This is a genomic window from Microbacterium sp. NPDC089321 (genome assembly GCF_040684935.1).
Lineage (GTDB): Bacteria > Actinomycetota > Actinomycetes > Actinomycetales > Microbacteriaceae > Microbacterium.
Genome location: NZ_JBFBGX010000001.1, coordinates 588,835 through 612,017 on the forward strand (window position 1 = coordinate 588,835; position 23,183 = coordinate 612,017).

The 23,183-nt window shown below is 70.5% G+C and carries 18 protein-coding genes and 1 pseudogene; 10 read left to right on the top strand and 9 right to left on the bottom strand.

What is annotated here, in order from left to right; translation table 11 throughout:
* Nucleotides 1–57: 57 nt before the first annotated feature.
* The 4 genes and pseudogenes from AB0N59_RS02775 to AB0N59_RS02790 all read left to right on the top strand — a co-directional run bounded on the left by AB0N59_RS02775 (nucleotide 58) and on the right by AB0N59_RS02790 (nucleotide 5,971).
* Nucleotides 58–1,521: an alanine/glycine:cation symporter family protein gene (locus AB0N59_RS02775; RefSeq protein WP_363478384.1), complete on the top strand. Its 1,464-nt coding sequence runs from the start codon at nucleotides 58–60 to the stop codon at nucleotides 1,519–1,521.
* Between the two features lie 231 nt (nucleotides 1,522–1,752).
* Nucleotides 1,753–3,810: an APC family permease gene (locus AB0N59_RS02780; protein WP_363481177.1), complete on the top strand. Its 2,058-nt coding sequence runs from the start codon at nucleotides 1,753–1,755 to the stop codon at nucleotides 3,808–3,810.
* Between the two features lie 32 nt (nucleotides 3,811–3,842).
* A pseudogene (locus AB0N59_RS02785) lies at nucleotides 3,843–5,297 on the top strand (ATP-binding protein); the annotation flags it as partial.
* The gene (locus tag AB0N59_RS02790; RefSeq protein WP_363478386.1) at nucleotides 5,294–5,971 is read left to right on the top strand and encodes a response regulator; all 678 of its coding nucleotides are present in this window, start codon (nucleotides 5,294–5,296) and stop codon (nucleotides 5,969–5,971) included. The pseudogene AB0N59_RS02785 and the gene AB0N59_RS02790, both read left to right, overlap by 4 nt.
* A 90-nt stretch (nucleotides 5,972–6,061) precedes the next feature.
* Here the strand turns inward: AB0N59_RS02790 and AB0N59_RS02795 are convergent, their stop codons facing one another.
* Entirely contained in the window at nucleotides 6,062–6,265 is a 204-nt protein-coding gene (locus AB0N59_RS02795; RefSeq protein ID WP_363478389.1) for a cold-shock protein, read from the bottom strand.
* Nucleotides 6,266–6,564: 299 nt separating this feature from the next.
* Here AB0N59_RS02795 and AB0N59_RS02800 point away from each other — a divergent pair, with 299 nt between their 5' ends.
* Nucleotides 6,565–7,779, top strand: coding sequence for an amidohydrolase (locus tag AB0N59_RS02800; RefSeq protein WP_363478392.1), 1,215 nt, complete (start codon nucleotides 6,565–6,567; stop codon nucleotides 7,777–7,779).
* A 10-nt stretch (nucleotides 7,780–7,789) separates the two neighbouring features.
* Here the strand turns inward: AB0N59_RS02800 and AB0N59_RS02805 are convergent, their stop codons facing one another.
* Nucleotides 7,790–8,356, bottom strand: coding sequence for a TetR/AcrR family transcriptional regulator (locus AB0N59_RS02805; RefSeq protein ID WP_363478395.1), 567 nt, complete (start codon nucleotides 8,354–8,356; stop codon nucleotides 7,790–7,792).
* Nucleotides 8,357–8,450: 94 nt separating this feature from the next.
* Here AB0N59_RS02805 and AB0N59_RS02810 point away from each other — a divergent pair, with 94 nt between their 5' ends.
* Nucleotides 8,451–9,293, top strand: a complete 843-nt coding sequence (locus tag AB0N59_RS02810) for an alpha/beta hydrolase (RefSeq protein ID WP_363478398.1) — start codon at nucleotides 8,451–8,453, stop codon at nucleotides 9,291–9,293.
* A gap of 57 nt (nucleotides 9,294–9,350) precedes the next feature.
* On the opposite strand, the gene AB0N59_RS02815 is transcribed toward AB0N59_RS02810, so the two are convergent.
* Genes AB0N59_RS02815 through AB0N59_RS02830 form a run of 4 tightly spaced genes read right to left on the bottom strand, consistent with a single transcriptional unit; the run spans nucleotide 9,351 to nucleotide 14,053 of the window.
* The gene (locus tag AB0N59_RS02815) at nucleotides 9,351–10,016 is read right to left on the bottom strand and encodes a GTP pyrophosphokinase family protein (RefSeq protein WP_363478401.1); all 666 of its coding nucleotides are present in this window, start codon (nucleotides 10,014–10,016) and stop codon (nucleotides 9,351–9,353) included.
* A 43-nt stretch (nucleotides 10,017–10,059) separates the two neighbouring features.
* Nucleotides 10,060–12,120, bottom strand: a complete 2,061-nt coding sequence (locus AB0N59_RS02820) for an iron ABC transporter permease (RefSeq protein WP_363478404.1) — start codon at nucleotides 12,118–12,120, stop codon at nucleotides 10,060–10,062.
* A gap of 41 nt (nucleotides 12,121–12,161) precedes the next feature.
* Entirely contained in the window at nucleotides 12,162–13,196 is a 1,035-nt protein-coding gene (locus AB0N59_RS02825; protein ID WP_363478407.1) for an iron-siderophore ABC transporter substrate-binding protein, read from the bottom strand.
* Nucleotides 13,197–13,231: 35 nt separating this feature from the next.
* The gene (locus tag AB0N59_RS02830) at nucleotides 13,232–14,053 is read right to left on the bottom strand and encodes an ABC transporter ATP-binding protein (protein ID WP_363481180.1); all 822 of its coding nucleotides are present in this window, start codon (nucleotides 14,051–14,053) and stop codon (nucleotides 13,232–13,234) included.
* A 122-nt stretch (nucleotides 14,054–14,175) separates the two neighbouring features.
* Here AB0N59_RS02830 and AB0N59_RS02835 point away from each other — a divergent pair, with 122 nt between their 5' ends.
* A complete protein-coding gene (locus tag AB0N59_RS02835) occupies nucleotides 14,176–15,081 on the top strand; it encodes a siderophore-interacting protein (RefSeq protein ID WP_363478410.1) in 906 nt (301 codons plus the stop codon).
* Here AB0N59_RS02835 and AB0N59_RS02840 read toward each other — a convergent pair.
* Nucleotides 15,048–15,836, bottom strand: coding sequence for a hypothetical protein (locus AB0N59_RS02840; protein WP_363478412.1), 789 nt, complete (start codon nucleotides 15,834–15,836; stop codon nucleotides 15,048–15,050). The genes AB0N59_RS02835 and AB0N59_RS02840 overlap by 34 nt on opposite strands.
* A gap of 116 nt (nucleotides 15,837–15,952) precedes the next feature.
* Here AB0N59_RS02840 and AB0N59_RS02845 point away from each other — a divergent pair, with 116 nt between their 5' ends.
* Nucleotides 15,953–16,543 carry a GNAT family protein gene (locus tag AB0N59_RS02845; protein ID WP_363478415.1) on the top strand — a complete coding sequence of 197 codons (591 nt, stop codon included), beginning with the start codon at nucleotides 15,953–15,955 and terminating at the stop codon, nucleotides 16,541–16,543.
* 102 nt (nucleotides 16,544–16,645) lie between these two features.
* On the top strand, nucleotides 16,646–17,233 hold the full coding sequence (locus AB0N59_RS02850; protein ID WP_363478418.1) for an NADPH-dependent FMN reductase: 588 nt from the start codon (nucleotides 16,646–16,648) through the stop codon (nucleotides 17,231–17,233).
* Between the two features lie 125 nt (nucleotides 17,234–17,358).
* On the opposite strand, the gene AB0N59_RS02855 is transcribed toward AB0N59_RS02850, so the two are convergent.
* Nucleotides 17,359–19,485, bottom strand: coding sequence for a heavy metal translocating P-type ATPase (locus AB0N59_RS02855; RefSeq protein ID WP_363478421.1), 2,127 nt, complete (start codon nucleotides 19,483–19,485; stop codon nucleotides 17,359–17,361).
* Between the two features lie 562 nt (nucleotides 19,486–20,047).
* On the opposite strand from AB0N59_RS02855, the gene AB0N59_RS02860 reads away from it, so the two are divergent.
* Entirely contained in the window at nucleotides 20,048–20,632 is a 585-nt protein-coding gene (locus tag AB0N59_RS02860; protein ID WP_363478423.1) for a DUF305 domain-containing protein, read from the top strand.
* A gap of 160 nt (nucleotides 20,633–20,792) precedes the next feature.
* On the opposite strand, the gene AB0N59_RS02865 is transcribed toward AB0N59_RS02860, so the two are convergent.
* On the bottom strand, nucleotides 20,793–23,123 hold the full coding sequence (locus tag AB0N59_RS02865) for a heavy metal translocating P-type ATPase (RefSeq protein ID WP_363481183.1): 2,331 nt from the start codon (nucleotides 23,121–23,123) through the stop codon (nucleotides 20,793–20,795).
* Nucleotides 23,124–23,183: the final 60 nt, after the last annotated feature.

Consider the following 23,183-nt stretch of genomic DNA (forward strand, 5'->3'; position numbering starts at 1 on the left):
CCCGATTCCGCCTGGCGCTGCTCCCCTCCGACGACGGCGCCCTGAATACTGGTCGGCATGGACGCACTCAACGACTTCGTGCTCTTCTTCGGCGACAAGCTCTGGACCTGGGCGGTGCTGCCCATCCTGGTGCTGCTCGGCCTCTACTTCACGTTCCGCTCGGGCGTCGTGCAGTTCCGGCTCATCCCCGAGATGTTCCGCACGCTGACCGACCGCACGCCGACCGATGCCGACGGGCGCCCGCAGTCGGTCTCGGCGTTCCAGGCGTTCACGATCTCGGCGGCATCCCGGGTCGGCGTCGGCAACATCGCCGGCGTCGGCACCGCCATCGCGATCGGGGGCCCCGGAGCGGTGTTCTGGATGTGGACGATGGCGTTCATCGGCGGGGCCTCGAGCTTCATCGAGTCGACCCTCGGCCAGACCTACAAGGTGCGCGACAGCGACGGCTTCCGCGGCGGACCCGCGTACTACATGCAGCACGGACTGAAGGCCCGGTGGATGGGCATCGTCTTCGCCGTGATCCTCATCCTGTGCTTCCCGTTCTCGTTCAACTCGCTGCAGGCCAACACGATCAGCGCCACGGTCTCCGGCAGCTTCGGCGGCGACGTCACCTGGATCCCGTGGGTCGTCGGCGCCGTGCTCGCCGGCCTCACCGCACTCGTGATCTTCGGCGGCGTGCGCCGCATCGCCTCTGTGTCGCAGGCGGTCGTGCCTCTCATGGCGCTGCTGTACCTGATCCTCGGTCTCGTGATCGTCGCGATCCACATCGAGCGCCTGCCCGAGGTGTTCGCGTCGATCTACACACAGGCGTGGGGCACCAAGGAGGTCGCCGGCGGCGCGCTGGGGACCATCATCATGATCGGCGCGAAGCGCGGCATGTTCTCGAACGAGGCCGGTCTCGGCTCGGCCCCGAACGCCGGCGCGACCGCGGCCGTCACGCACCCGGTCAAGCAGGGCCTCGTGCAGACGCTCGGCGTCTACTTCGATACGTTCCTGGTGTGCTCGATCACCGCGTTCATCGTGCTCGTCGCCACCCCCGATCTCCAGAACGCCGAGCAGGGCATCGTGCTCACCCAGAACGCGCTGGTCAGCTCGCTCGGGTCGTGGTCGAACATCGCCCTGAGCGTCATCATCTTCCTGCTGGCGTTCAGCTCGATCCTGGGCAACTACTACTACGGCGAGTCGAACATCGAGTTCATCCGCGCGCACCGCGGTGTGCTGCAGGGCTACCGCGCCCTGGTCGTGCTCGTCGTGTTCCTCGGGTCGATCGCCTCGGCCGACCTGATCTGGAACACGGCCGACAGCATCATGGGCATCATGGCGATCGTGAACCTGATCGCGATCGCCCTGCTGTCCGGAGTCGCGTTCAAGCTGCTGCGCGACTACCTCGACCAGCGCCGGGCGGGGCTCGACCCCGTCTTCACCCGGGAGCGGATGCCCGAGGTCACGGGCATCCAGTGCTGGGAGGACGAGCTGAGCGTCACCGGACCGGTGCCGCTGCAGGGCAGCCGCAAGCGCTGAGCCCGCCGGGGCGGCCCTCGCCGGGCCGGCCCGGCCGTATGGATCATGTGAGGACGGCGGTCGCGCCCGTAGGGAAAGCGTGAGGATCCGGATGCGGCCGTCGCGGCGCGCGTAGCGTCTCGTGCCGTGGATGGAAAAGACCTCTCTGAGGCGCCGCAGATCGCGAAGCGCCTGATCATCGGCGACCCGCTCACCAGCGAGCAGGTCGACGAGCAGCTTCTGCCCAAGCGCATGGCCCTGCCGATCTTCGCGTCCGACGCGCTGAGCTCAGTGGCGTACGCCCCGCAGGAGCTGCTCATGATCCTGGCGCTCGGCGGCCTGGCGTTCCTCAGCTTCACTCCCTGGGTGGCGGGTGCCGTCGTGGTGCTGCTGACCGTCGTGGTGCTCAGCTACCGCCAGCTCATCAAGGCGTATCCGTCTGGCGGCGGCGACTACGAGGTGGCGTCGAAGAACCTCGGTGAGATCCCGGGCGTGACCGTCGCCGCCGCACTGCTCGTCGACTACGTGCTCACGGTGGCGGTGTCGGTGGCATCCGGGGTCGACAACATCATCTCCGCGATCCCCGAGCTCGACCCTGCGCGCGTCGAACTGGCGGTCGGGTTCGTCGTGCTGATCATCGTGATCAACCTGCGCGGCGTGCGAGAGGCATCCCTCGTCTTCGCGATCCCCACCTACGTCTTCATCGGCTCGGTCGGCGTCATGATCGTCACCGGCCTGATCCGGACCTTCCTCGGTGACCCGCCCGTCGCCTCGAGCGCCGGCTTCGGCGTGCACGCCGAGGATCTCAGTCAGGCCGCGGTGATCCTGCTCGTGCTGCGGGCGTTCTCGAGCGGCTGCTCGGCCCTCACCGGGGTCGAGGCCGTGTCGAACGGCGTGCCGGCGTTCCGCGCGCCGAAGGTGCGCAACGCCCAGATGACGCTCACGCTCATGGGCACGATCGCGATCTGCCTGTTCGCGGGGCTCACGGCCCTCGCGCTGATCTCGGGCGTGCACTACGCCGAGAACCCGTGCGAGCTGATCGGCTTCGACTGCACCTCTCCCCAGCCGAGCCTCATGGCGCAGGTCGCGTCGGCCACGTTCGGCGGGGGCAGCATCGCGTTCTACCTGATCCAGGCGGCGACCGCCTGCGTGCTGCTGCTGGCCGCGAACACCGCGTTCAACGGATTCCCGCTGCTCGGGGCGGTGCTCGCCCGCGACGGCTACGCGCCGAAGGCCCTGAACACCCGTGGCGACCGCCTGGTCTTCTCGAACGGCATGATCCTGCTGGGCATAGGCGCGATGGCGGTGCTGATCGTGTTCCGTGCGCAGCTGACCACGCTCATCCAGCTGTACATCATCGGCGTGTTCGTGTCGTTCTCGCTGGGGCAGATCGGCATGGTGCGCCACTGGCGGAGGATGCTGCGCGAGACAGGGCAGGCCGCGGGAGCGGATGCCGCTTCGGCGAGGCGCTCGGCGCGCACGGGCCTGGTGATCAACTCGGCGGGGGCGACGCTCACGGTGCTCGTGCTCGTGATCGTGACGATCACCAAGTTCACCCACGGCGCGTATCTCGTGTTCTTCGCCATCCCGCTGCTGGCTCTGCTGATGATGGGCGTGAAGCGGTACTACCGCGACGTCGAGCACGAGATCGCGATCGACGACTCCGACCATTTCGGCTCGAGCGGCGACGTCGCGTTGATCCTGGTCAACCGGCTGCAGAAGCCGGTGCTGAAGGCCATCGACTACGCGATCGCGGCCGAGCACTCGAAGACGCTGGCGGTGCACGTCGCCCTCAGCGCCGAAGACGGCAGGCAGCTGCAGCGCGAGTGGAGCACGCGGCGCATGCCGGTTCCGCTGGTCATCCTCGATTCGCCGTACCGCTCGTACGCGCAGCCGGTGGCCGAGTTCATCGAGCGGTACCGCGAGAAGCACGGCTCGAGCGTCGTGACGGTGTACCTGCCGCAGTACATCGTCGGCCACTGGTGGGAGGCGCTGCTGCATAACCGCCGCGCCCGGCGCATCGCGAATCAACTGATGCTCGTGCACGGGGTCTCGATCACGCTCGTGCCCTGGCTGCTCGACTCGTCGGAGCTGATCTACGGCAGGCGCTCCCGCCCGGTACCCGGGCAGGAGCGGGCAGGCCGCCCGATGGTGGCGGCGGGCCGCCGCGCCCAGCGCCCCGCCGGTGCCCCCGATGCCGATGCGGATGCGGGTCAGGGCCGGGATGCCTGGCATCCGGATGCTCGTGACGCTGCCGGACCCGTCGGCGAGGAGGCCGCGTCTAGGATGCGAACGGGAGGGCACTCATGAGCAGCGGGAGCACGGTCGGCGCGCGGGGCATCCTGCCTCGCGTCACCGGCGTCGCTCTTGGCTGGCGACGTCAGGTCGCCGGCTTCGCGGTCGCGCTGGTCTGCGGGCCGCTGCTGACGTGGATGCTGTTCCTGCTGCGCAGCCCCGAGTCGATCACCGCAGAGGTGCTCTGGTACCAGCTGCTCGTCGTCGTGGTCGCTCTGATCGGGGGCCTGTTCCCCGCGGTCTTCGCGGCCGTGCTCTCGGGGCTCACGCTCGACCTGCTGTTCGTCGCCCCGCAGTTCTCGATCACGGTCGCGCATCCGCTGCACGCGGTGGCGCTCGCCCTCTACGTGCTGATCGCGGTGCTGGTCGGGCTGATCGTGAGCGTCGCCGCCCGCCGGGGGCGCGCAGCGGTGCGTGCGACGGCCGAGGCCGAGCTGCTCGTGTCGGTGGCGGGAAACGTGCTGCGCGGCGAGCATGCCGTGCAGGCGCTGATCTCGCGTGCCCGGGAGGCGTTCGGGCTCAGTGGCGTGCGGCTCGTGGCGAGCAGCGGCGAGGTGCTCGCCGTCGACGGCGAACCGGTGCGGGACGGCCGCTTCACGACCGTCGACGTGGGCCGCGACGGCGACGGAGCCCCCGGGGCCGTGCTCGAACTGCACGGCGGCCCGCTGGATGCCCCCGCACGACGCCTGCTCGAGGTGATCGTCGCGCAGCTCGGGGCGGCGATCGAGCACACCGACCTCAGCGCCACCGCCCAGCGGGCAGAGGCGCTGGCCGAGACCGATCAGGTGCGCAGCGCCCTTCTCTCGGCGCTCAGCCACGACCTCCGACGCCCCCTCGCGTCGGCCATGGCCGCGGTCGGAGGACTGCGCGGAGCGCACGAGCTCTCACCCGCCGACCGCGACGAGCTGCTCGCCACGGCCGACGAGAGCCTCACGACCCTGTCGACGCTCATCACGGACCTGCTCGACGTGAGCCGGGTCGAGGCCGGCGTCCTCGCCGTGTCGCTGACCGAGACCGATGCTGAGAACACCGTGCTCGCGGCCCTCGACGAGCTCGGACTGCCGCCGTCCGAGGTCGAGCTGCAGCTCGACCCCGCGCTCGCCCCGCTGCAGGCCGATCCGGTGCTGCTGCAGCGGGTGCTCGTCAACCTGCTCGCGAACGCGCACCGCCACGCACCAGACGGCGAGCCCGTCGTGGTCTCGACGGCCCGCCGCGGTCGCTCCGGCGAGATCCGGGTCATCGACCGCGGCACCGGGGTTCCCGCCGCACGGCAGGAGGGCATGTTCGCCCCCTTCCAGCGCCTGGGCGACACCGACAACACCACCGGCCTCGGGCTCGGCCTCGCCCTGTCGAAGGGGTTCACCGAGGGCATGGGCGGAACCCTCATCCCCGAGGACACCCCCGGAGGAGGACTGACCATGGTCATCTCGCTGCCGCTCGCCACGGCATCCGGATCGCATCCCGTTCCGCGCCAGGCCTCTCGCAGGGAGGATGCGGAGTGAAGCTGCTCATCGCCGACGACGACCCGCAGCTGGTGCGGGCCCTGCGCATCACCCTGGGCGCGCACGGGTACGACGTGATCGCAGCATCCGACGGCGCCGAGGCGGTCACGCTCGCCGCGCAGTCGCATCCCGACATCATCCTGCTCGACCTCGGCATGCCCCGACTCGACGGCATGGAGGTGATCCACGCCCTGCGCGGCTGGACCCGCGCCCCGATCATCGTCGTGTCGGGCCGCACCGGGTCGGCAGACAAGATCGATGCGCTCGATGCCGGCGCCGACGACTTCGTGACCAAGCCGTTCCAGGTCGACGAACTGCTCGCCCGGCTGCGAGCCCTCGCCCGCCGTGCCGCACCAGCGGGCGAGGCGACGGAGTCGGTGGTGCTGTTCGGCGATGTCGTCGTCGATCTCGCCGCGACCCTCGTGACGCGCGCGGGAGCACCCGTGCATCTCACCCCCACCGAATGGCGCATGCTCGAGCACCTCTGCCGGCATCCCGGTGCCCTCGTCACCCGCCTCGAACTGCTGCGCGAGATCTGGGGCAGCGACCAGGTGACCGATTCCGGGTACCTGCGGCTGTACATGTCGCAGCTGCGCAAGAAGCTCGAACGCGAGCCGGGACGGCCAGAGCACCTGCTCACCGAGTCGGGCATGGGGTACCGGCTGGTTCTCTGAGGACCGCGGGGCCGGATGCCCTGCATCCGCGCCCCCGGAACGCAGAACCGGCCGGAGCCCGAAGGCCCCGGCCGGTTCATGATGCTCAGATCAGAGCGGGCGGATGTTCGCCGCCTGCATGCCCTTGGGGCCACGCTCAGCGTCGAATTCGACCTTCTGGTTCTCGGTGAGCTCCTTGTAGCCGTTGCTCTGGATCGCCGAGAAGTGCGCGAACAGGTCGTCCGAGCCGTCGTCGGGAGCGATGAAGCCGAAGCCCTTCTCCGAGTTGAACCATTTCACAGTGCCAGTGGCCATGTGCTTCTGCTTTCTGTTGATCTGATCGCTGACGCGATCGTTATGCCCCGCTGAACTGTCCGGCGGGCACGTCATGATGATGCCGATCGGCTGGCGCGTTGCGCGATCCGACGGGATCGGGGATCCGGGTCCGCGGAACTCACACGCGGGACGGGATCGGGGTGATGGGCTGCAGCGAGATTCGCGAGCCTTTTGAGAGTGGGCCCTCCGGCGGAGGGACACGTAACGGTATCACGCCGCGGCCGGGTGTCCGCCCTGGCTGCCTGTCGGACGGGCACCCAGTGGCTAGGCTCGGTGCCATGACCGTCGACCTCGAAGCGCTCTACATCGATCTGCACAAGCATCCCGAGCTGTCGTTCCAGGAGACGCGCACCGCGGGCATCGCCGCCACGCACCTGCGCGATCTGGGGCTCGAGGTCACCGAAGGGGTCGGCATCACCGGTGTCGTCGGGGTGCTGACGAACGGCGAGGGCCCCGTGGTCTGGCTGCGCGCCGACATGGACGCACTGCCCGTGGTCGAAGAGACCGGGCTCGCCTACGCCTCCACCGCGTCAGGGGTCGACCCGGACGGCAACACGGTCGGCGTGATGCACGCCTGCGGACACGACATGCACGTGACCGCGATGATCGGCGCCGTCGAGCGGCTCGTCGCCGAGCGCGCGCAGTGGAGCGGCACGGTCGTCGTCGTGATCCAGCCCGCCGAGGAGTACGGCGCGGGCGCCCGCGCGATGCTCGACGACGGTGCACTCGATCGCTTCCCCCGCCCCGACGTGGTGCTCGGCCAGCACGTCACGCCGCTGCCCGCCGGCACGATCGGCGTGCGCCCGGGGCCGCAGATGTCGGCATCCGACGGCATCCAGGTCGTGCTGCACGGCCGCGGCGGGCACGGCTCGCGGCCGCATTCGACGATCGACCCGATCGTCATGGCTGCGTCGACCATCATGCGGCTGCAGACCGTCGTCTCGCGCGAGGTCGACCCGCACGACCTCGCTGTGGTCACCGTCGGCGCGATCCACGCCGGAACCAAGAACAACATCATCCCGGCCGAGGCCACGCTGCAGCTCAGCCTGCGCTACCCCGACGAGCAGCTGCGCGAGAAGGTGATCGAGAAGGTCGAGCGCGTCATCCGCGCCGAGGCCATGGCATCCGGAGCCGAGCGCGAGCCCGAGATCTCGACCCTGCACAAGCTCCCCGCGACGATCAACGATGCCGATGCGACCGCGCGCGTGATCTCGGCGTTCCGGGGCGTCTTCGGCGAGCAGTCGGTGATCGACCCCGGCCTGTTCACCGGCAGCGAGGACGTGTCGTGGTTCGCGCGCGATGCGGGTGTGCCGCTCGTGTTCTGGTTCTGGGGCGGCGTCGACCCGAAGGTGTACGCGGATGCCGTGGCGAACGACACCGTCGACAAGGACGTCCCCACGAATCACTCCCCGTTCTACGCCCCGGTGATCCACCCCACCATCGAGACGGGCGTGACGGCGATGGCGACGGCCGCTCGGCAGTTCCTCGCCTGAGACGCAGCGTCTAGGAGCGGCCGAGGGCAGCGTCGATGAGCACCTCTGCCGCGGCTCTCGCCTGCGCGGCGACCTGAGGGTCGGCCGAGATCGCGGCCGTGCTCTGGGCACCCTCCGCGAGGATCGACAGCTGCGCGGCGAGCGCCGGCGTGCCCCCCGACTCCTCCGCCAGGGCGGCCATGTGCTGCTGGAACGAGGCCTTGTGCTCTCGCACGATCCGCGCGACCTCCGGACTCGTTCCGCCGAGCTCGCCGAAGGCGTTGATGAACGCGCATCCGCGGAATCCGTCTGAGCAGAACCAGTTCTCGAGGTAGCGGTAGACGGCGAGGAGCCGCTCTCGCGAGCTGTCGCCGGCCGCCTCGACGGCGGCGGCGAGTGTCGATTCCCACTCCTCGTGCCGGCGCTGCAGCACGGCCGTGATGATGTCGGGCTTCGAAGGGAACAGGGCGTACAGGCGGCGCAGCGACACGCCGGACGCCGCCCGGAGCTCATCCATCCCGACCGCCGCGAACCCCTTGCGGTAGTAGAGCTCCTCGGCGGCGGAGAGGATGCGCTCGCGGGCTTCGTCTTCGATCATGCCCCCAGTGTACTTGACATGAGAACGATCGTTCTCTACGGTGGGACTCATCAGCGAGAACGATCGTTCTCACCCCATCGGAAGGAACCGGATCATGGGCAGCATCACCGTCGGAACTGAGAACAGCACCCCCATCGAGCTCTACTACGAAGACCAGGGGCAGGGGCAGCCCGTCGTGCTCATCCACGGCTACCCGCTCAACGGTCACAGCTGGGAGCGGCAGACGCGCGAGCTGCTCGACCAGGGCTATCGCGTCATCACCTACGACCGCCGCGGGTTCGGCCAGTCGTCGAAGGTCGGCACCGGCTACGACTACGACACGTTCGCCGCAGACCTGAACACCGTGCTCGAGACCCTCGACCTGCGCGACGTCGTGCTCGTCGGCTTCTCGATGGGCACCGGCGAGCTGGCCCGCTACGTCGCCCGCTACGGCCACGACCGTGTGGCGAAGCTCGCCTTCCTCGCCTCGCTCGAGCCGTTCCTCGTGCAGCGCGACGACAACCCCGAGGGCGTGCCGCAGGAGGTCTTCGACGGCATCGCCGCAGCCGCGAAGGGCGACCGCTACGCCTGGTTCACCGACTTCTACAAGGACTTCTACAACCTCGACGAGAACCTCGGCACCCGGATCAGCCAGCAGGTCGTCGACGCGAACTGGAACCTGTCGGTCACCAGCGCCCCGGTCGCCGCGTACGCGGTGGTTCCCGCCTGGATCGAGGACTTCCGCGGCGATGTCGACGCCGTGCGCGAGGCCGCCAAGCCGACGCTGATCCTGCACGGCACGAAGGACAACATCCTTCCGATCGACGCCACGGCCCGCCGGTTCCACCAGGCCGTGCCGGCCGCGGAGTACGTCGAGATCGAGGGCGCTCCGCACGGGCTGCTCTGGACCCATGCCGACGAGGTCAACGCCGCGCTGACGTCGTTCCTCGCCAAGTAGGACCGACCACGCGAACGCCCCTTCCGGTAGACCGGGAGGGGCGTCGTCGTGCCGGCCTCAGGCCTCGATGACGCGCTGGTTGCTCTCGTGGGCCTCGCGGTGCAGGCGCTCCATGCGCTGATCGAGCTCGCAGGCGGCATCCGCCGCGTCGGTGAGGCTCTGCACGAGGTGAGCCGGCACGCGGCCCGCGAACTTGTAGTGGATCTTGTGCTCGAGGCTCGCCCAGAAGTCCATCGCGATGGTGCGGAACTGCACCTCGACGGGGATCGACACCGGCCCGGTCGACAGGAACACCGGCACCTCGACGATCGCGTGCAGGCTGCGGTAGCCGTTCGGCTTGGGATCGGCGATGTAGTCCTTCACGATGCGCACGGTCACGTCGTCCTGCTGCGTGAGCAGGTCGAACAGCCGGTACACGTCGCTCACGAAGCTGCACGTCACGCGCACCCCGGCGATGTCGGTGATCTCACCGCGGATCACCTCGAAGTCGGCCTCGATGCCCTTGCGCGCCACCTTCTCGACGATGCTGTCCGGCGTCTTCACGCGGCTCTTGACGTGCTCGATGGGGTTGTACGCGTGCATGTGCGTGAACTCGTCGCGCAGGATCGAGATCTTCGTCTCGACCTCCCGCATGCCGAACTCGTACTCGCGGAGGAACCGCTGGAACGCATCTCGCAGCTGCTTCGCCTGGACGATCGCAGCGTCGTCGACGGGGATGGTCATGCCCCCGACCCTACGCGCGCCCGTTCGGAATCGCCTGGGCAGCTCACGCGTCGCGCGAGCGCCAGAGCAGCCAGACGAAGTACGGCGCGCCGAGCATCGCGACGACCAGGCCCGCGGGCAGCTGCGCCGGGGCGAGCACCGTGCGGCCGATGGCATCCGCCACCCCGACGAGCACCGCTCCCAGCACGACCGCGACGGGGATCACCCGCGAATGCCGCGCGCCGACCAGGGCGCGCGCCGCGTGCGGCGCGACCAGGCCCACGAACCCGACCACTCCGACCGCCGAGACGCTGAAGGCCGCGAGCAGGGCCGCCGCCAGCAGCAGCGCGAGACGCGTGCGCTCGAGCCGGATGCCGACCAGGCGAGGCGTGTCCTCGTCCATCGCGAGGATGTCGAGGTCGCGGCGCTGCGAGATCACGAACGGCAGCGCGACCACGAGCACGATCGCGAGCGGCACCACCTGCTCCCAGATGCGGCCGTAGGTCGTGCCGGAGAGCCAGGTGTAGATCTTCGGGGTGTCCCACGGGTTCGAGCGCAGCAGCACGAAGGTCGTCAGCGCGGTCGTGCCGTACCAGACGCCGATGCCGATGAGCACGAGCCGGTCGGCGCTGAGGCCCCCGCGCCATGCGAGCGAGTAGACGAGCCCGAAGGCGAGCAGCGCGCCGACGACGGCGGCGACGAGCATCCCGAACGTCGAGGCGGCGGCGCTCGTGACGATCAGCACGGCGCCGAGTCCGGCACCGCCCGTGATGCCGAGCAGACCGGGCTCGGCGAGCGGGTTGCGGCTGACCGCCTGGGTCACGGTTCCGGCGAGGGCCAGGGCGGCGCCCGCCACGACCGCCGCGATCACACGGGGCACGCGCTCGTCGAGCGCGAAGGACACGAGCGGCGGGGCCTGCCTCTGCATCCAGAGCACGATGTCGCCGGTGAGCAGCGGGGTCGCGCCGACCAGCATCCCGACCACGACGACCGCGATCAGCGCGGCGATGCCGACCGACAGCACCACCGCGAAGCGGCGGGTGCTGCGGACGCCGAAGCGGATGCTCGGCGGGCGACGGGTGGGGCCCGCGTCGCGCAGGCGACGCGCCATCGTGACGAGCACGACCGCGCCGAGCAGCGTGGTGGCGACGCCGGTGGGCACGGCGATGGCGCCCTCTGCGCCGATGATCGCGCGCAGCACGGCATCGGCGAGCACCACGACGATCGAGCCGATGAGCGCAGAGGTGGGGATGAGCAGCAGATGGCGGCCGAGCGCCGGAACCAGCCGTGAGAGCAGCCGCGCCAGCACGGGCGCGCACAGGCCGACGAAGCCGATGGGCCCTGCGAGGGTGACGGCGGCGGCGGTCAGCACCACCGCGAGCAGGATGCCGATGACGCGCGTCGAGCGGATCGGAACGCCCAGCGACGACGCGGTGTCGTCTCCCAGCGCGAGCACGTCGAGCCGCCTGGTGAGGGCGAGCGCGAGAGCGATGCCCACCACGACCACGGGCGCCGCGCGCAGGAACGACTCGAGACCGAGCTGCGAGAGGCTGCCGCTGCCCCACGCGAACAGCCCCTTGGTCTCTTCGTCGAACAGCACGAGCAGGGTCGATGTGCCGGCCTGCAAGGCGAGCGCCAGCGCCGATCCTGCGAGCACGAGCCGCGTGGTGGATGGGGCGGCTCCGCCGGCGAGGCCCAGCACGAGGGTCGCCGCCGCCAGACCGCCGGCGAAGGCGACGAGTCCCGACGCCCAGAACGGGATGCTGAGCCCGAACGCCGTGACCGCGGTGACCGCGAAGTACGCGCCGCCCGTCACGCCGAGGGTGTCGGGCGAGGCGAGCGGGTTGCGGGAGAGCGACTGCATGAGCAGGCCCGCGACGCCCAGCGCGAGCCCGACGGTCACGCCCGCCGCGAGCCGCGGCAGGCGTGACCCGAACAGGATCTCGGGGTCGGCGAGGATCTGCCCGCTGGTGCCCTGCGTCAGGTGCCAGAGGGCGGATGCCACCAGCACCGCCACGAGGGCGAGCAGCGCCGCCGTGGCCGAGAGGCGGCCGCGGGCGGCATCCGGATCCAGGACATCTGCACTCAAGGATCCGCGGGGCGCATCCGTCCTTGCTTCCTGCATTCGTCCTTCGTTCCGGCTGCCGGCGCGGGGCGCCCCCACGGTCACTTGGTGATGACGTCGACGTATGCGTCGATGATCTGCTCGGCCGAGCGCGGTCCGCCGAAGGTCCAGATGCCGGCCGGGAACGCGTGCACGTCGCCGTTCTTCACCGCGGGGATGGATGCCCAGGCCGGGTTCTTCTCGGCGGCGTCGACGAAGCTCTCGGAGTCGGGGTCGGCGGTGCCGGTGTGCAGCAGCATCGCGTCGCCGATCGTGGTCATGCCCTCGATGTCGGTCTGGCCCAGGCCGTAGGCCGCATCGACCTCGCCGGTCCACGCGTTCTTCAGGCCCAGCTCCTCGCCGATCTCGCCGATGAGCGAGCCCTGGCCGAAGGGACGCAGCGACACGTTGCCGCCGTCGACCCAGCCGTCGAAGAACACGAACGGCGCCCCCTCGAGCGAGGCGTCGGAGACCTGCTTCTTGGCGTCGGCGAGGTGGGCGTCGAACTCGTCCTTCACGACGTCGGCGCGCTCGGTGCGGCCGGTCGCCTCGGCGATGAGGTCGAAGGTCGAGAGCATCTGCGCGATGGGGTCCTCGGCGTTCGCGCCGAGGGTGGCGAGCACGGGCACGCCGTACTTCTCGAGCTGGCCGATGATGGCATCGTCGCGCGTGTACGCCTCGACGATCACGAGGTCGGGCTCGGCGGCGAACAGGGCGTCGAGGTTGGGCTCCTGGCGGGTGCCGACGTCCTTCACGCCCTCGGGCAGCTTCTCGGCGGTGTCCCAGGTGCTGTAGCCCTCGGCGTCGGCGACGGCCACGGGGGTGAGGCAGAGCGAGAGCACGTCTTCGATCTGCTGCCATTCGAGCACCGCGACCTTGGCTGCCGGCTTGTCGAGCTTCACCGTGCGGCCGAAGGCGTCGGTCAGCTCGACCGGGCCGGTCGAGGTGCTGGTGCTGTCGTCGGCGCACCCGGCGCCGCTCGCGGAGGTGGTGCTCTTGTCGGCGGCGGGCTTCTCAGCGGTCTGCGTGGTGCCGCAGGCGGTGAGGGCGAGCGTGAGGGCGCCGAGGGTCGCGAGGGCGGCGAGGGGCTTGTTCATCAGGGGACTCCGGGGTGAGGGTGCGAGAGGGGGGTTCAGGCGGACAGCGCCGTGAGCGCGCGGCGTGCGCGGTCGTGGTGGCGACCGCGCGGGGTGACCAGCACGCGGCCCGTGCGCGCATCGACGTGGGCGTCGATCGGCAGGCCGTAGACCGCGGTGAGGTTGTCGGAGGTGAGGACCGATGCCGGGCTTCCGGCCGCATGCACACGGCCGCGGTGCATCAGCACGACCTCGTCGGCCACCGAGGCCGCGTGGCCGAGGTCGTGCAGCACCACGCCGACGGCGGTGCCTCGGTCGGCGAGGTCGCAGACGAGGTCGAGGGTCTCGACCTGGTAGCGCAGGTCGAGGTGGTTGGTGGGCTCGTCGAGCAGCAGGATGCCCGTGTCCTGGGCGAGCGCGGTGGCGAGCCACACGCGCTGCAGCTCTCCGCCCGAGAGCTCGTCGACCGGCCGGTGCGCCATGCCGTCGAGTCCGGTCAGCTCGAGCGCGTGCGCGATGGCCGCACGATCGGCATCGGACATGCCGGCGAAGCGTCCGCGGTGCGGGTGCCGGCCGTAGGCGACGACGTCGCGCACTTCGAGACCGGACGGGTGCGGGCGCGACTGCGAGAGCATGGCGACGGTGCGCGCGAACTCCTTCGCAGAGAGCGATGACGCATCGCGCTCGCCGTGGGCGCCGCTGACGCGCACGGCACCCGCGTCGACCTTGTGCAGACGAGCCAGGGCGCGCAGCGCCGTCGACTTGCCGCTGCCGTTGGGCCCGATCAGCGCGGTGACCACGCCGGGGCGCAGGTGCAGCGAGACCTCGTGCACCACACGGGTGCGCCCGTAGCTCAGCGCCAGCGCATCGCCGTGCAGCTCGTCGGCGCTTCTGCCGCCGGTGCTTCTGCCGTCGGCGTGCGCCGCAGGCGAGACCGTCGGAAGGCCGGTTTCCTCGATCGGATTGGTCACGTTAGGAGAGCCTAACCTATGCTGGAATCGTGAGCCACCACCCGTACCGGACATTTCGCACGACCGTCGCGCGCATCACCGCCCTCTCGCCGCATTTCACGCGCATCACGCTGCAGGGCGACGACCTCGCGCACTTCGGCACCGACGGCCTCGACCAGCGCATCAAGCTGATCATCCCGTTCGCCGACGGCTCGGTCACCGACGTCGGTCAGTTCGACGAGACGCAGAGCATGACCGAGTGGTACCGCCGCTGGCGCGAGCTGCCCGACGACAAGCGCAATCCGATCCGCACCTACACGATCCGCTCACCGCGCCCCGAGGCGCGTGAGATCGACATCGACTTCGTGCTGCACGGCACAGAGGGCCCTGCATCCGCCTGGGCGACGGGCGCCCGCGTCGGCGATGCGCTCGCCGTGGTCGGGCCCGACTCCCGCTCCGACCAGCAGGGCGGCGGCATCGAATGGCGACCGGGGGCGGCGACCTCTGTGCTCATCGCCGGCGACGAGACCGCGACCCCGGCGATCTGCTCGATCGTCGAGGCGCTGCCCGCCCACGCCGTCGGCGAGGTCTGCATCGAGGTGCCGACCGAGGCCGATGCGCTCGAGCTGACGGCACCCGAAGGCGTGAACGTGCGGTGGCTCGCACGCGGCAGCGGCGCGCACGGCGTGCGGCTCAGCGCGGCCGTGCACGAGTGGGGCGTGCGACGCGGCGCTCGCGGCGCCGACACGGCGAAGGAGACGCTCAGCGAGCCGGACGCCGACGAGGTGCTCTGGGAGGTTCCCGAGGCCGTCGACGGCGGCGAGTACGCCTGGCTGGCTGGCGAGGCCGGCACCATCACGGCGCTGCGCCGTCACCTCGTGCGCGACCTCGGCATCGACCGCCGCTCGGTCGCGTTCATGGGCTACTGGCGAGAGGGCCGCGCCGAGGCATCCTGAACCGGCTGCGGCGCGCGCGCGTCGACGAGCTGCTGACCCGAGAGGATGCCGGGAAGCCCCCGCCCGAGACGGGTGAAGAAGAACAGCACGCAGGCGACAAAGAGCAGCAGACCCGAGAGGGTGTCGAAGACGCCGCCGAGCAGCCCCAGCGCCGAGAGCCCGGCGACGCCGCCCAGCCAGCGCAGCGCGCGAGCGGCGAGAGACGGCATCCGCGATGCGGTGTAGCGCAGCTGCACCGCAGCGTCGCCGACCGACTGGCCGGTGATCAGAGTGACGGCGAGCCACACCACCGCGGCTCCCCCCGTGCCGGCGAGTTCTGCGACCGAGCCCTCCCGCATGGTCGCCCGGTCGTGCAGCACCACGCCGATGAAGAGCTGCACGGCGATCGACACCGTCGCCGACGCGAAGAAGAATCCGAGGCCGTCGCACAGCATGGCCAACGCGCGGCGTCCGCGCGTGACGGGCCGCGACTGCAGGGCATCCCCCGCCTTCGACAGGCCGCGCCGCCCCCGCGGCACGACGAGCCCGAACACGGCGCCGAGCAGCGCCCCGCTCGTGTTCGTGATCAGGTCGCCGACATCGAAGAAGCGGTACGCGCAGAAGTACACCAGAGCGGCGAACCACATCAGCGTCCGCGGCACGCTCAGCCGGCCCTGACGCCGGTAGCTGATCCATACGAACGGCACGAAGAGCGCGATCCCCGCGAGCACTCCGATGCCGATCGCGAGCGCACCGAGCAGCACCTGTTCCCCCATGGTCAGCGAGTCTATTGCGGGGCGCGGCATGGCCCCCTTCAGCGGGCCGACTTGACCTCGTGGAGAGCCCCTACGAGGGGGCAGCCCTGGCCGGCGGTCGCCGCTACGCTGACAGGATGCCCTCCCTCGAAGACGTGGCCTGGCCGATTCGCACCGAGCGGCTCGAGATCCGCCCCTGCACCGTCGACGATCTCGACGACGTGTGGGAGTTCCGTCGGCTGCCCGAGGTGAACCGGTGGCTGGGGAGAGCGCCGGCAACGATCGAGGCCTTCCGCGACACGTACTCCGATCCGGTTCGGCTCGCGGTGACCCTGGTCGTCGTGCGGCGGGATGCCGAGGATGCGCCATCGGTGATCATCGGAGACCTGATGGTGAAGACCGGCGACGGCTGGGCGCAGGCCGAGGCCGCCGAGCAGGCCGCGGGCACCGAGGCCGAGCTGGGATGGGTGCTCGCGCCGTCGGCAGCCGGGCAGGGCCTCGCCACCGAAGCGGTCAGCGCCGTGATCGACGTGTGCTTCGGATCGCTCGGCCTGCGCCGTGTGCACGCCGGATGCTTCGCCGCGAACGAGCCGTCCTGGCGCCTCATGGAGCGCTTGGGCATGCGTCGCGAGGAGTTCAGCCGCAAGACCGCGCTGCATCGATCCGGCGAGTGGATGGACGGGATGAACTACGGTCTGCTGGCCGAGGAGTGGCCCGGTCGTCGCTGAGCGCCGCGGCAGCACGGGCATCCGATAGCGCAATCCCCGTTGTCGCTTCGCGCTCGACCGGGTAGACCTGAGGCACCCTGTCCCACGAGATCGGAGAACGACATGGTTTACCGCATCGGCTACATCATCGGCAGTCTCGCCGGCGACTCGATCAACCGCGTGCTGGCGGGCGCCCTCGTGCACCTGGCACCTGACAGCCTCGAGCTCACCGAGATCCCCATCCGCGACCTGCCGCTGTACAACCGCGACGACGAGAACTCGCCGGTGGCCGCCGTCACCGAGTTCAAGCAGGCGATCGAGGGGTCAGACGGACTGCTGATCGTATCGCCCGAGTACAACCGCTCGATCCCCGGTGCGCTGAAGAACGCGATCGACTGGGGCTCGCGCCCCTGGGGTCACAACTCGTTCGCCCGCAAGCCCACCGGCATCATCGGCGCGTCGACCGGCGCGATCGGCACGGCCGTCATGCAGTCGTCGATGCGCGGTGTGCTGAGCTTTCTCAACGCCCCGCAGCTGAACGCCCCCGAGGCGTACATCACGTTCAAGCCCGAGGTGTACGGACCCGACGGCGAGGTGAAAGACGAGGGCACCGCGACATTCCTGCGGCACTACATGGAGGAGTACGCGGCGTTCGTCGAGCGCGTGCTCTCGAGCACGCTTCCCGGCCACATGGGCGACCGCGACTCCTGACGCCGGGTGCCGGTGCCGGTGCGCGTCCGTCGCGAGCGCACCGGATCTCGCCGAGTGCACCACGTAGCCGCGCGAATACGTGGTGCACTCGGCGCGACGTGGTGCAGTCGGCGCCGCACGCAGGGTCAGGCCACGCGCTCGGGGCGCAGGTCGAGCCGGCGCAGCGACTGGGCGTTGAGCGCGACGACGATCGTCGAGAGGCTCATCAGCACCGCGCCGACCGACATCGGCAGCACGAATCCGAACGGCGCGAGCACGCCGGCCGCGAGCGGAACCGACATCAGGTTGTAGCCGGCGGCCCACCACAGGTTCTGCGTCATCTTGCGGTAGCTCGCCTGCGACAGCTCGATCACCGAGACGACCGAGCGAGGATCGTCGGATGCCAGGATCACCCCTGCCGAGGCGATCGCGACGTCGGTGCCGGCGCCGATCGCGATGCCCACATCGGCCTGCGCGAGCGCGGGGGCGTCGTTCACTCCGTCGCCGACCATCGCGACCTTCTTGCCCTCGCTCTGCAGCTCGGCGACCTTGGCCGACTTGTCTTCCGGGCGCACTCCGGCGAAGACGCGGCCGATGCCGAGCTCGGCGGCCACCGCATGCGCCACGGCCTCGGCGTCGCCCGTGATCATCACGACCTCGATGCCCCTGCCCTGCAGCGCGGCGACAGCCGTGCGCGATTCCGCGCGGATCTCGTCGGCGAGCGCCAGCCCGCCGATCACCTGGCCGTCGCGCACCACATGCAGGATGATGGCTCCCTCCGAGCGCCAGCCTGCGGCATCCGGGATCTCCGTCGCACCCACCTCGTCGAGCAGCCGCGGTCCGCCGACGCGGATCTCGTGGCCGTCGACGGTGGCCGTGACGCCGACCGCCGGAGACGAGGCGAACCCCGTCGCCTTCGCGATCGGCAGGTGCGAGGCCGCTCGCACGATCGCCTTGGCGAGCGGGTGCTCGCTGTCGGCCTCGGCCGATGCGGCGAGCGCCAGAAGGTCGTCGTCGCTCCACCCCTCTACGGGTGCGACAGCGGTGACGGTCGGCTCGCCCTTGGTGAGGGTGCCGGTCTTGTCGAAGAGCACGGCGTCGACGTCGCGCATGCTCTCGAGGGCCAGGCGGTCCTTCACGAGCACTCCGGCTCGTGCCGCACGCTCGGTGGCGATCGAGACGACGAGCGGGATCGCAAGACCCAGCGCGTGCGGGCAGGCGATCACGAGCACCGTGATGGTGCGGACGACGGCCTCATCGGGCATCCCGAACATCGTCCAGACCAGCGCGGTGATCACTGCGGCGCCGAGGGCGAACCAGAACAGCCATGCGGCCGCGCGGTCGGCGAGCCGCTGCGCGCGCGAGCTCGACGCCTGCGCGTCGGCGACCAGCCTGCGGATGCCCGCGAGCGCGGTGTCGTCGCCGGTCGCGGTGACCTCGACGCGCAGGCCCGAGTCGGTCGCGACGGTGCCTGCCGTGACCGGGTCGCCGGGGCCGCGGCTGACCGTGCGGGATTCGCCGGTGAGCATCGACTCGTCGAGATCGGCGCGACCGTCGACGACGATCCCGTCGGCCGGGATGCTGCCCCCCGGCCGCACGATGACGACGTCGCCCTCGTGCAGATCGGCCGGGCTGATCTTTGTGATCGCATCGCCGTCGACGCGCTCGGCCTCGTCGGGCAGCAGCGCGGCGAGGGAGTCGAGCGCGGAGGTGGTCTGAGCGAGCGATCGCATCTCGAGCCAGTGACCGAGCAGCATGATCACGATGAGCAGCGCGAGCTCCCACCAGAACTCGAGCTCGTGGTGCAGGATGCCCAGGCTCGCACCCCACGACGCGAGGAACGCGACCGTGATGGCGAGCCCGATCAGCAGCATCATTCCGGGCCTGCGTGCCCTCAGCTCTGCGACTGCGCCGGTGAGGAACGGGCGCCCGCCCCAGACGTACATGACGGTGCCGAGCAGCGGGGCGACCCAGCGCGCCCAGTCAGGCACCTGGTAGCCGAGGATCATGGCGAACATGCCGCTGGTCGCGACCACGGGAACCGCGATGAGCAGGTTGATCCAGAACAGCCGGCGGAACTGGCCGACGTGATCGCCGTGGGCTCCGTGGCCTTCGTGGGCGTCATGCGCGTCGTGCGCGTGCTCACCCGGATCGGAGGAGTTCTCACGGATCGCAGGGGCTTCTGCACCAGCGGCCCCTGCGTTTCGGGCGATCTCCTGCATTCCGTGCGCGCCACCGGCGTGCATGGCGTTGTGGTTCGAGTGCCGGTCCATCAGGTCTCCTCAGCATCGGGCCGGACTGGCCGGCTTCTGCAGACATCAACTACCATACCCCTAGGGGGTATTCCCGCGACATGGCCCGAGCGAGGACGGAGGAACCGGATGCCGCACCGCAGTCACTCCTGGATGCTCGCCGTCGTGCTCGGGATCGTGCTCGGAATCCTCGGCATGCACACTCTCAGCGGCGACGCGATGGGCCACGGCATGCCGGTGAGCGCCGCCCATTCCGACGCCGCCCCGCATGGTTCTCCCCCTGCCTCCACCGGCGCCTCCGCGGCTGATGCCGACGAATCGCCCCCGCATCCGGCCATGCTCACCGCCTGCGTGCTCGCCCTGCTGGCCGCTCACGCTGATCTTTCCGCCCTCGGCATCCCTCGGCCTGCGGCCGCGCCTCCAGCGGATGCCGGGAGGCAGGGCATCCCCGTCGCGCGCCGCACCGCCCTGCCCGCCCTCGCACATCGTTCTCTGCATCAGCCGGACCTGAGCGGCCCTGCGCCGAAGCACAGGCCGACGGCGCTCATCGACCCTCAACGACTGATCAACAAGGAGAATCCTGATGCGAATCCGCACACTCACCATCGGCACCCTCGCCCTCGCGACCGCCCTCACCCTGACCGGATGCTCGAATCCCGGCTCCGACATGCAGGGCATGGACCACGGATCGTCGAGCGCCCCGCACAGCGCCGACGCCGCGGCCCAGGCCGACATCGACTTCGCGATGAACATGATCGCCCACCACCAGCAGGCGATCGAGATGTCAGACGTGCTGCTCGGCACGCAGGGTGCCGACCCCGAGGTCGCAGAGCTGGCCGAACGCATAAAGGCAGCTCAGCAGCCCGAGATCGACACCATGACGCAGTGGCTGACCGCGTGGGGCGAGGATCCGGCGATGGGCGGCATGCACCACGGCGACGGCATGATGTCGCCCGACGACATGGCCGCGCTGGAAGACGCCGACGGCCCCACCGCGTCGCGGCTGTTCCTCGAGCAGATGATCGTGCACCACGAGGGCGCGATCGAGATGGCAGAGCAGGAGCTGGCGGACGGAAAGGATGCCCGCGCCCGCGACCTCGCTCAGCGGGTGATCGACGACCAGACGGCCGAGATCGCCGAGATGCGCTCGATGCTCGACGCGCTCTGACGCACGAGACGGGGCGGGTCGCACGTCGCGACCCGCCCCGTTTCTGCATCCGCCCTGCTGTGCTGTGTCGGAAGTCTCAGACGAGACGGCCACCCTGCGGCGTGTCGTGCATGGACACGCCGGCGACGATCCGGATGACCTGACCGTTCCGACGAGCAGCTCAGCGGAAGGTGCGCAGGCGCAGGCTGTTGCCCACCACGAACACGCTCGAGAACGCCATCGCGGCACCCGCCAGCATGGGGTTCAGCAGCCCGAGGGCCGCGAGCGGGATGGCCGCCACGTTGTACGCGAAGGCCCAGAACAGGTTGCCCTTGATGGTGCCGAGGGTGCGCCGTGAGAGGCGGATGGCGTCGGCCGCCGCGCGCAGGTCGCCGCGCACGAGGGTGATGTCGGATGCCTCGATCGCGGCGTCCGTTCCCGTGCCCATGGCCATGCCGAGGTCGGCCTGAGCCAGCGCCGGCGAGTCGTTGACGCCGTCGCCGACCATCGCCACGACCCGCCCTTCGGCCTGCAGCCGTGAGACCACGGCGACCTTGTCGGCGGGCAGCACCTCGGCGATGACCTCGTCGATGCCGACCTCCGCGGCGATGTGCCGGGCGGCGGCCTCGTTGTCTCCCGTGAGCAGCACGGGCCGCAGGCCGAGGGCCCTGAGCGACGCGACGGCCTCTGCGCTCGTGGCCTTGACCTCGTCGGAGACCACGATCAGGCCCGTGGCGGCGCCGTCCCAGGCGACGAGGATCGCCGTCTGCCCCGCGTTCTCGGCATCCGCCTTCGCGGCCAGCAGCGCGGCCGAGGGGTGGATGGCCCAGTCCTCGAGCAGCGAGAGCCGCCCGACCACCATTGCGTGCCCCTCGACGATGCCGGTGACGCCGCGTCCGTCGTGGTTCTGGAACCCCTCGACGACGGGCAGCGCGCTCTGCCGTGGCGGGCGCGACACGGCATCCGTCCCGCCCGCCAGCTGCAGCTCGGTGCGCCCTGCCGGATGTCTCGGATCATCCGCACCGCCGTCGGCGCGTCGCGCCGCGACACCCCGCCCCGCGGACGAACCGTCTGAGGCTTCCGACGCGGCGGATGCGATGGCCCGGGCGATCGGATGCTCGCTCGCGTGCTCGATGGCTCCCGCGAGCAGCAGCAGCTCATCGGCGTCGACACCCGCCTCGGGCACGACCGCGACGACCGACATGCGCCCCTCGGTCACGGTTCCCGTCTTGTCGAGCACGACGGTGTCGACGCGGCGGGTCGATTCGAGCACCTCAGGTCCCTTGATCAGGATGCCCCGCTGCGCACCGCGCCCCGTTCCCACCAGCAGTGCCGTGGGCGTGGCCAGTCCGAGGGCGCACGGGCAGGCGATGATCAGCACGGCGACAGCCGCGGTGAAGGCGACGGATGCCGGGAAGCCGAGCACCAGCCAGGTCGCGAGCGTCACGAGGGCGATGCCGATGACGATCGGCACGAAGACGCCCGAGATGCGGTCGGCGAGCCGCTGCACCTCGGCCTTGCCGGTCTGCGCGTCTTCGACCATGCGCGCCATCTGCGCGAGCTGCGTGTCGGCGCCGACGCGCGTGGCGCGGACGATCAGCCGGCCGCCGGCGTTCACCGTCGCTCCGGTCACGGCATCCCCCGGCCCGACCTCGACGGGCACCGATTCTCCGGTGATCATCGACTGGTCGACGGCCGAGGTTCCCGACACGACCACGCCGTCGGTGGCGATCTTCTCGCCGGGGCGCAGCACGAACTCGTCGCCGACCCGCAGCTCGCCGATCGGGATGCGGGTCTCGGCACCGTCGCGCAGCACAGCGACGTCTTTCGCACCGAGCTGCATCAGGGCGCGCAGCGCCGCGCCGGCCTGGCGCTTCGCGCGCTTCTCGAAGTAGCGCCCGGCGAGCACGAACATCGTCACGCCGGCGGCGACCTCGAGGTAGATGTTGCCTGCGCCGTCGCTGCGGGTGATCGCGAACGAGAATCCGTGCGTCATGCCGGGGTGCCCCGCCGTGCCGAGGAACAGCGCGTACAGCGACCACAGGAACGCGGCCGAGGTGCCGAGGCTGATCAGCGTGTCCATGGTGGCGGCGCCGTGGCGCAGATTGACCCATGCCGCACGGTGGAACGGCCAGGCCGCCCAGACGATCACGGGGGCGGCGAGCGCCAGCGATGCCCACTGCCAGTACGTGAACTGCAGCGCCGGGATCATGGCCATCAGGATCACGGGGACCGAGAGCACGACCGAGCCGATCAGCCGCTGCCGCAGCGTTCGCAGCTCGTGGTCGGCCGCGGTCTCGGCATCCGGCTGCGGGACGCCCGCCTCGACGGGTGGGGCGGGAAGGGCGGCCGAGTACCCCGCGTTCTCGACCTCGGCGATGAGCGCCGCGGTGTCGACAGGGCCGTCGACGACGACCTGCGCCTTCTCGGTCGCGTAGTTGACCGTGGCGGTCACGCCGTCGAGCCTGTTGAGCTTCTTCTCGATGCGCATCGCGCAGGATGCGCACGTCATGCCACCGATCTCGAGATCGATGCGGTTCTGCTCGGCGCCGGCCGGCGCCGTGTCGGTGCT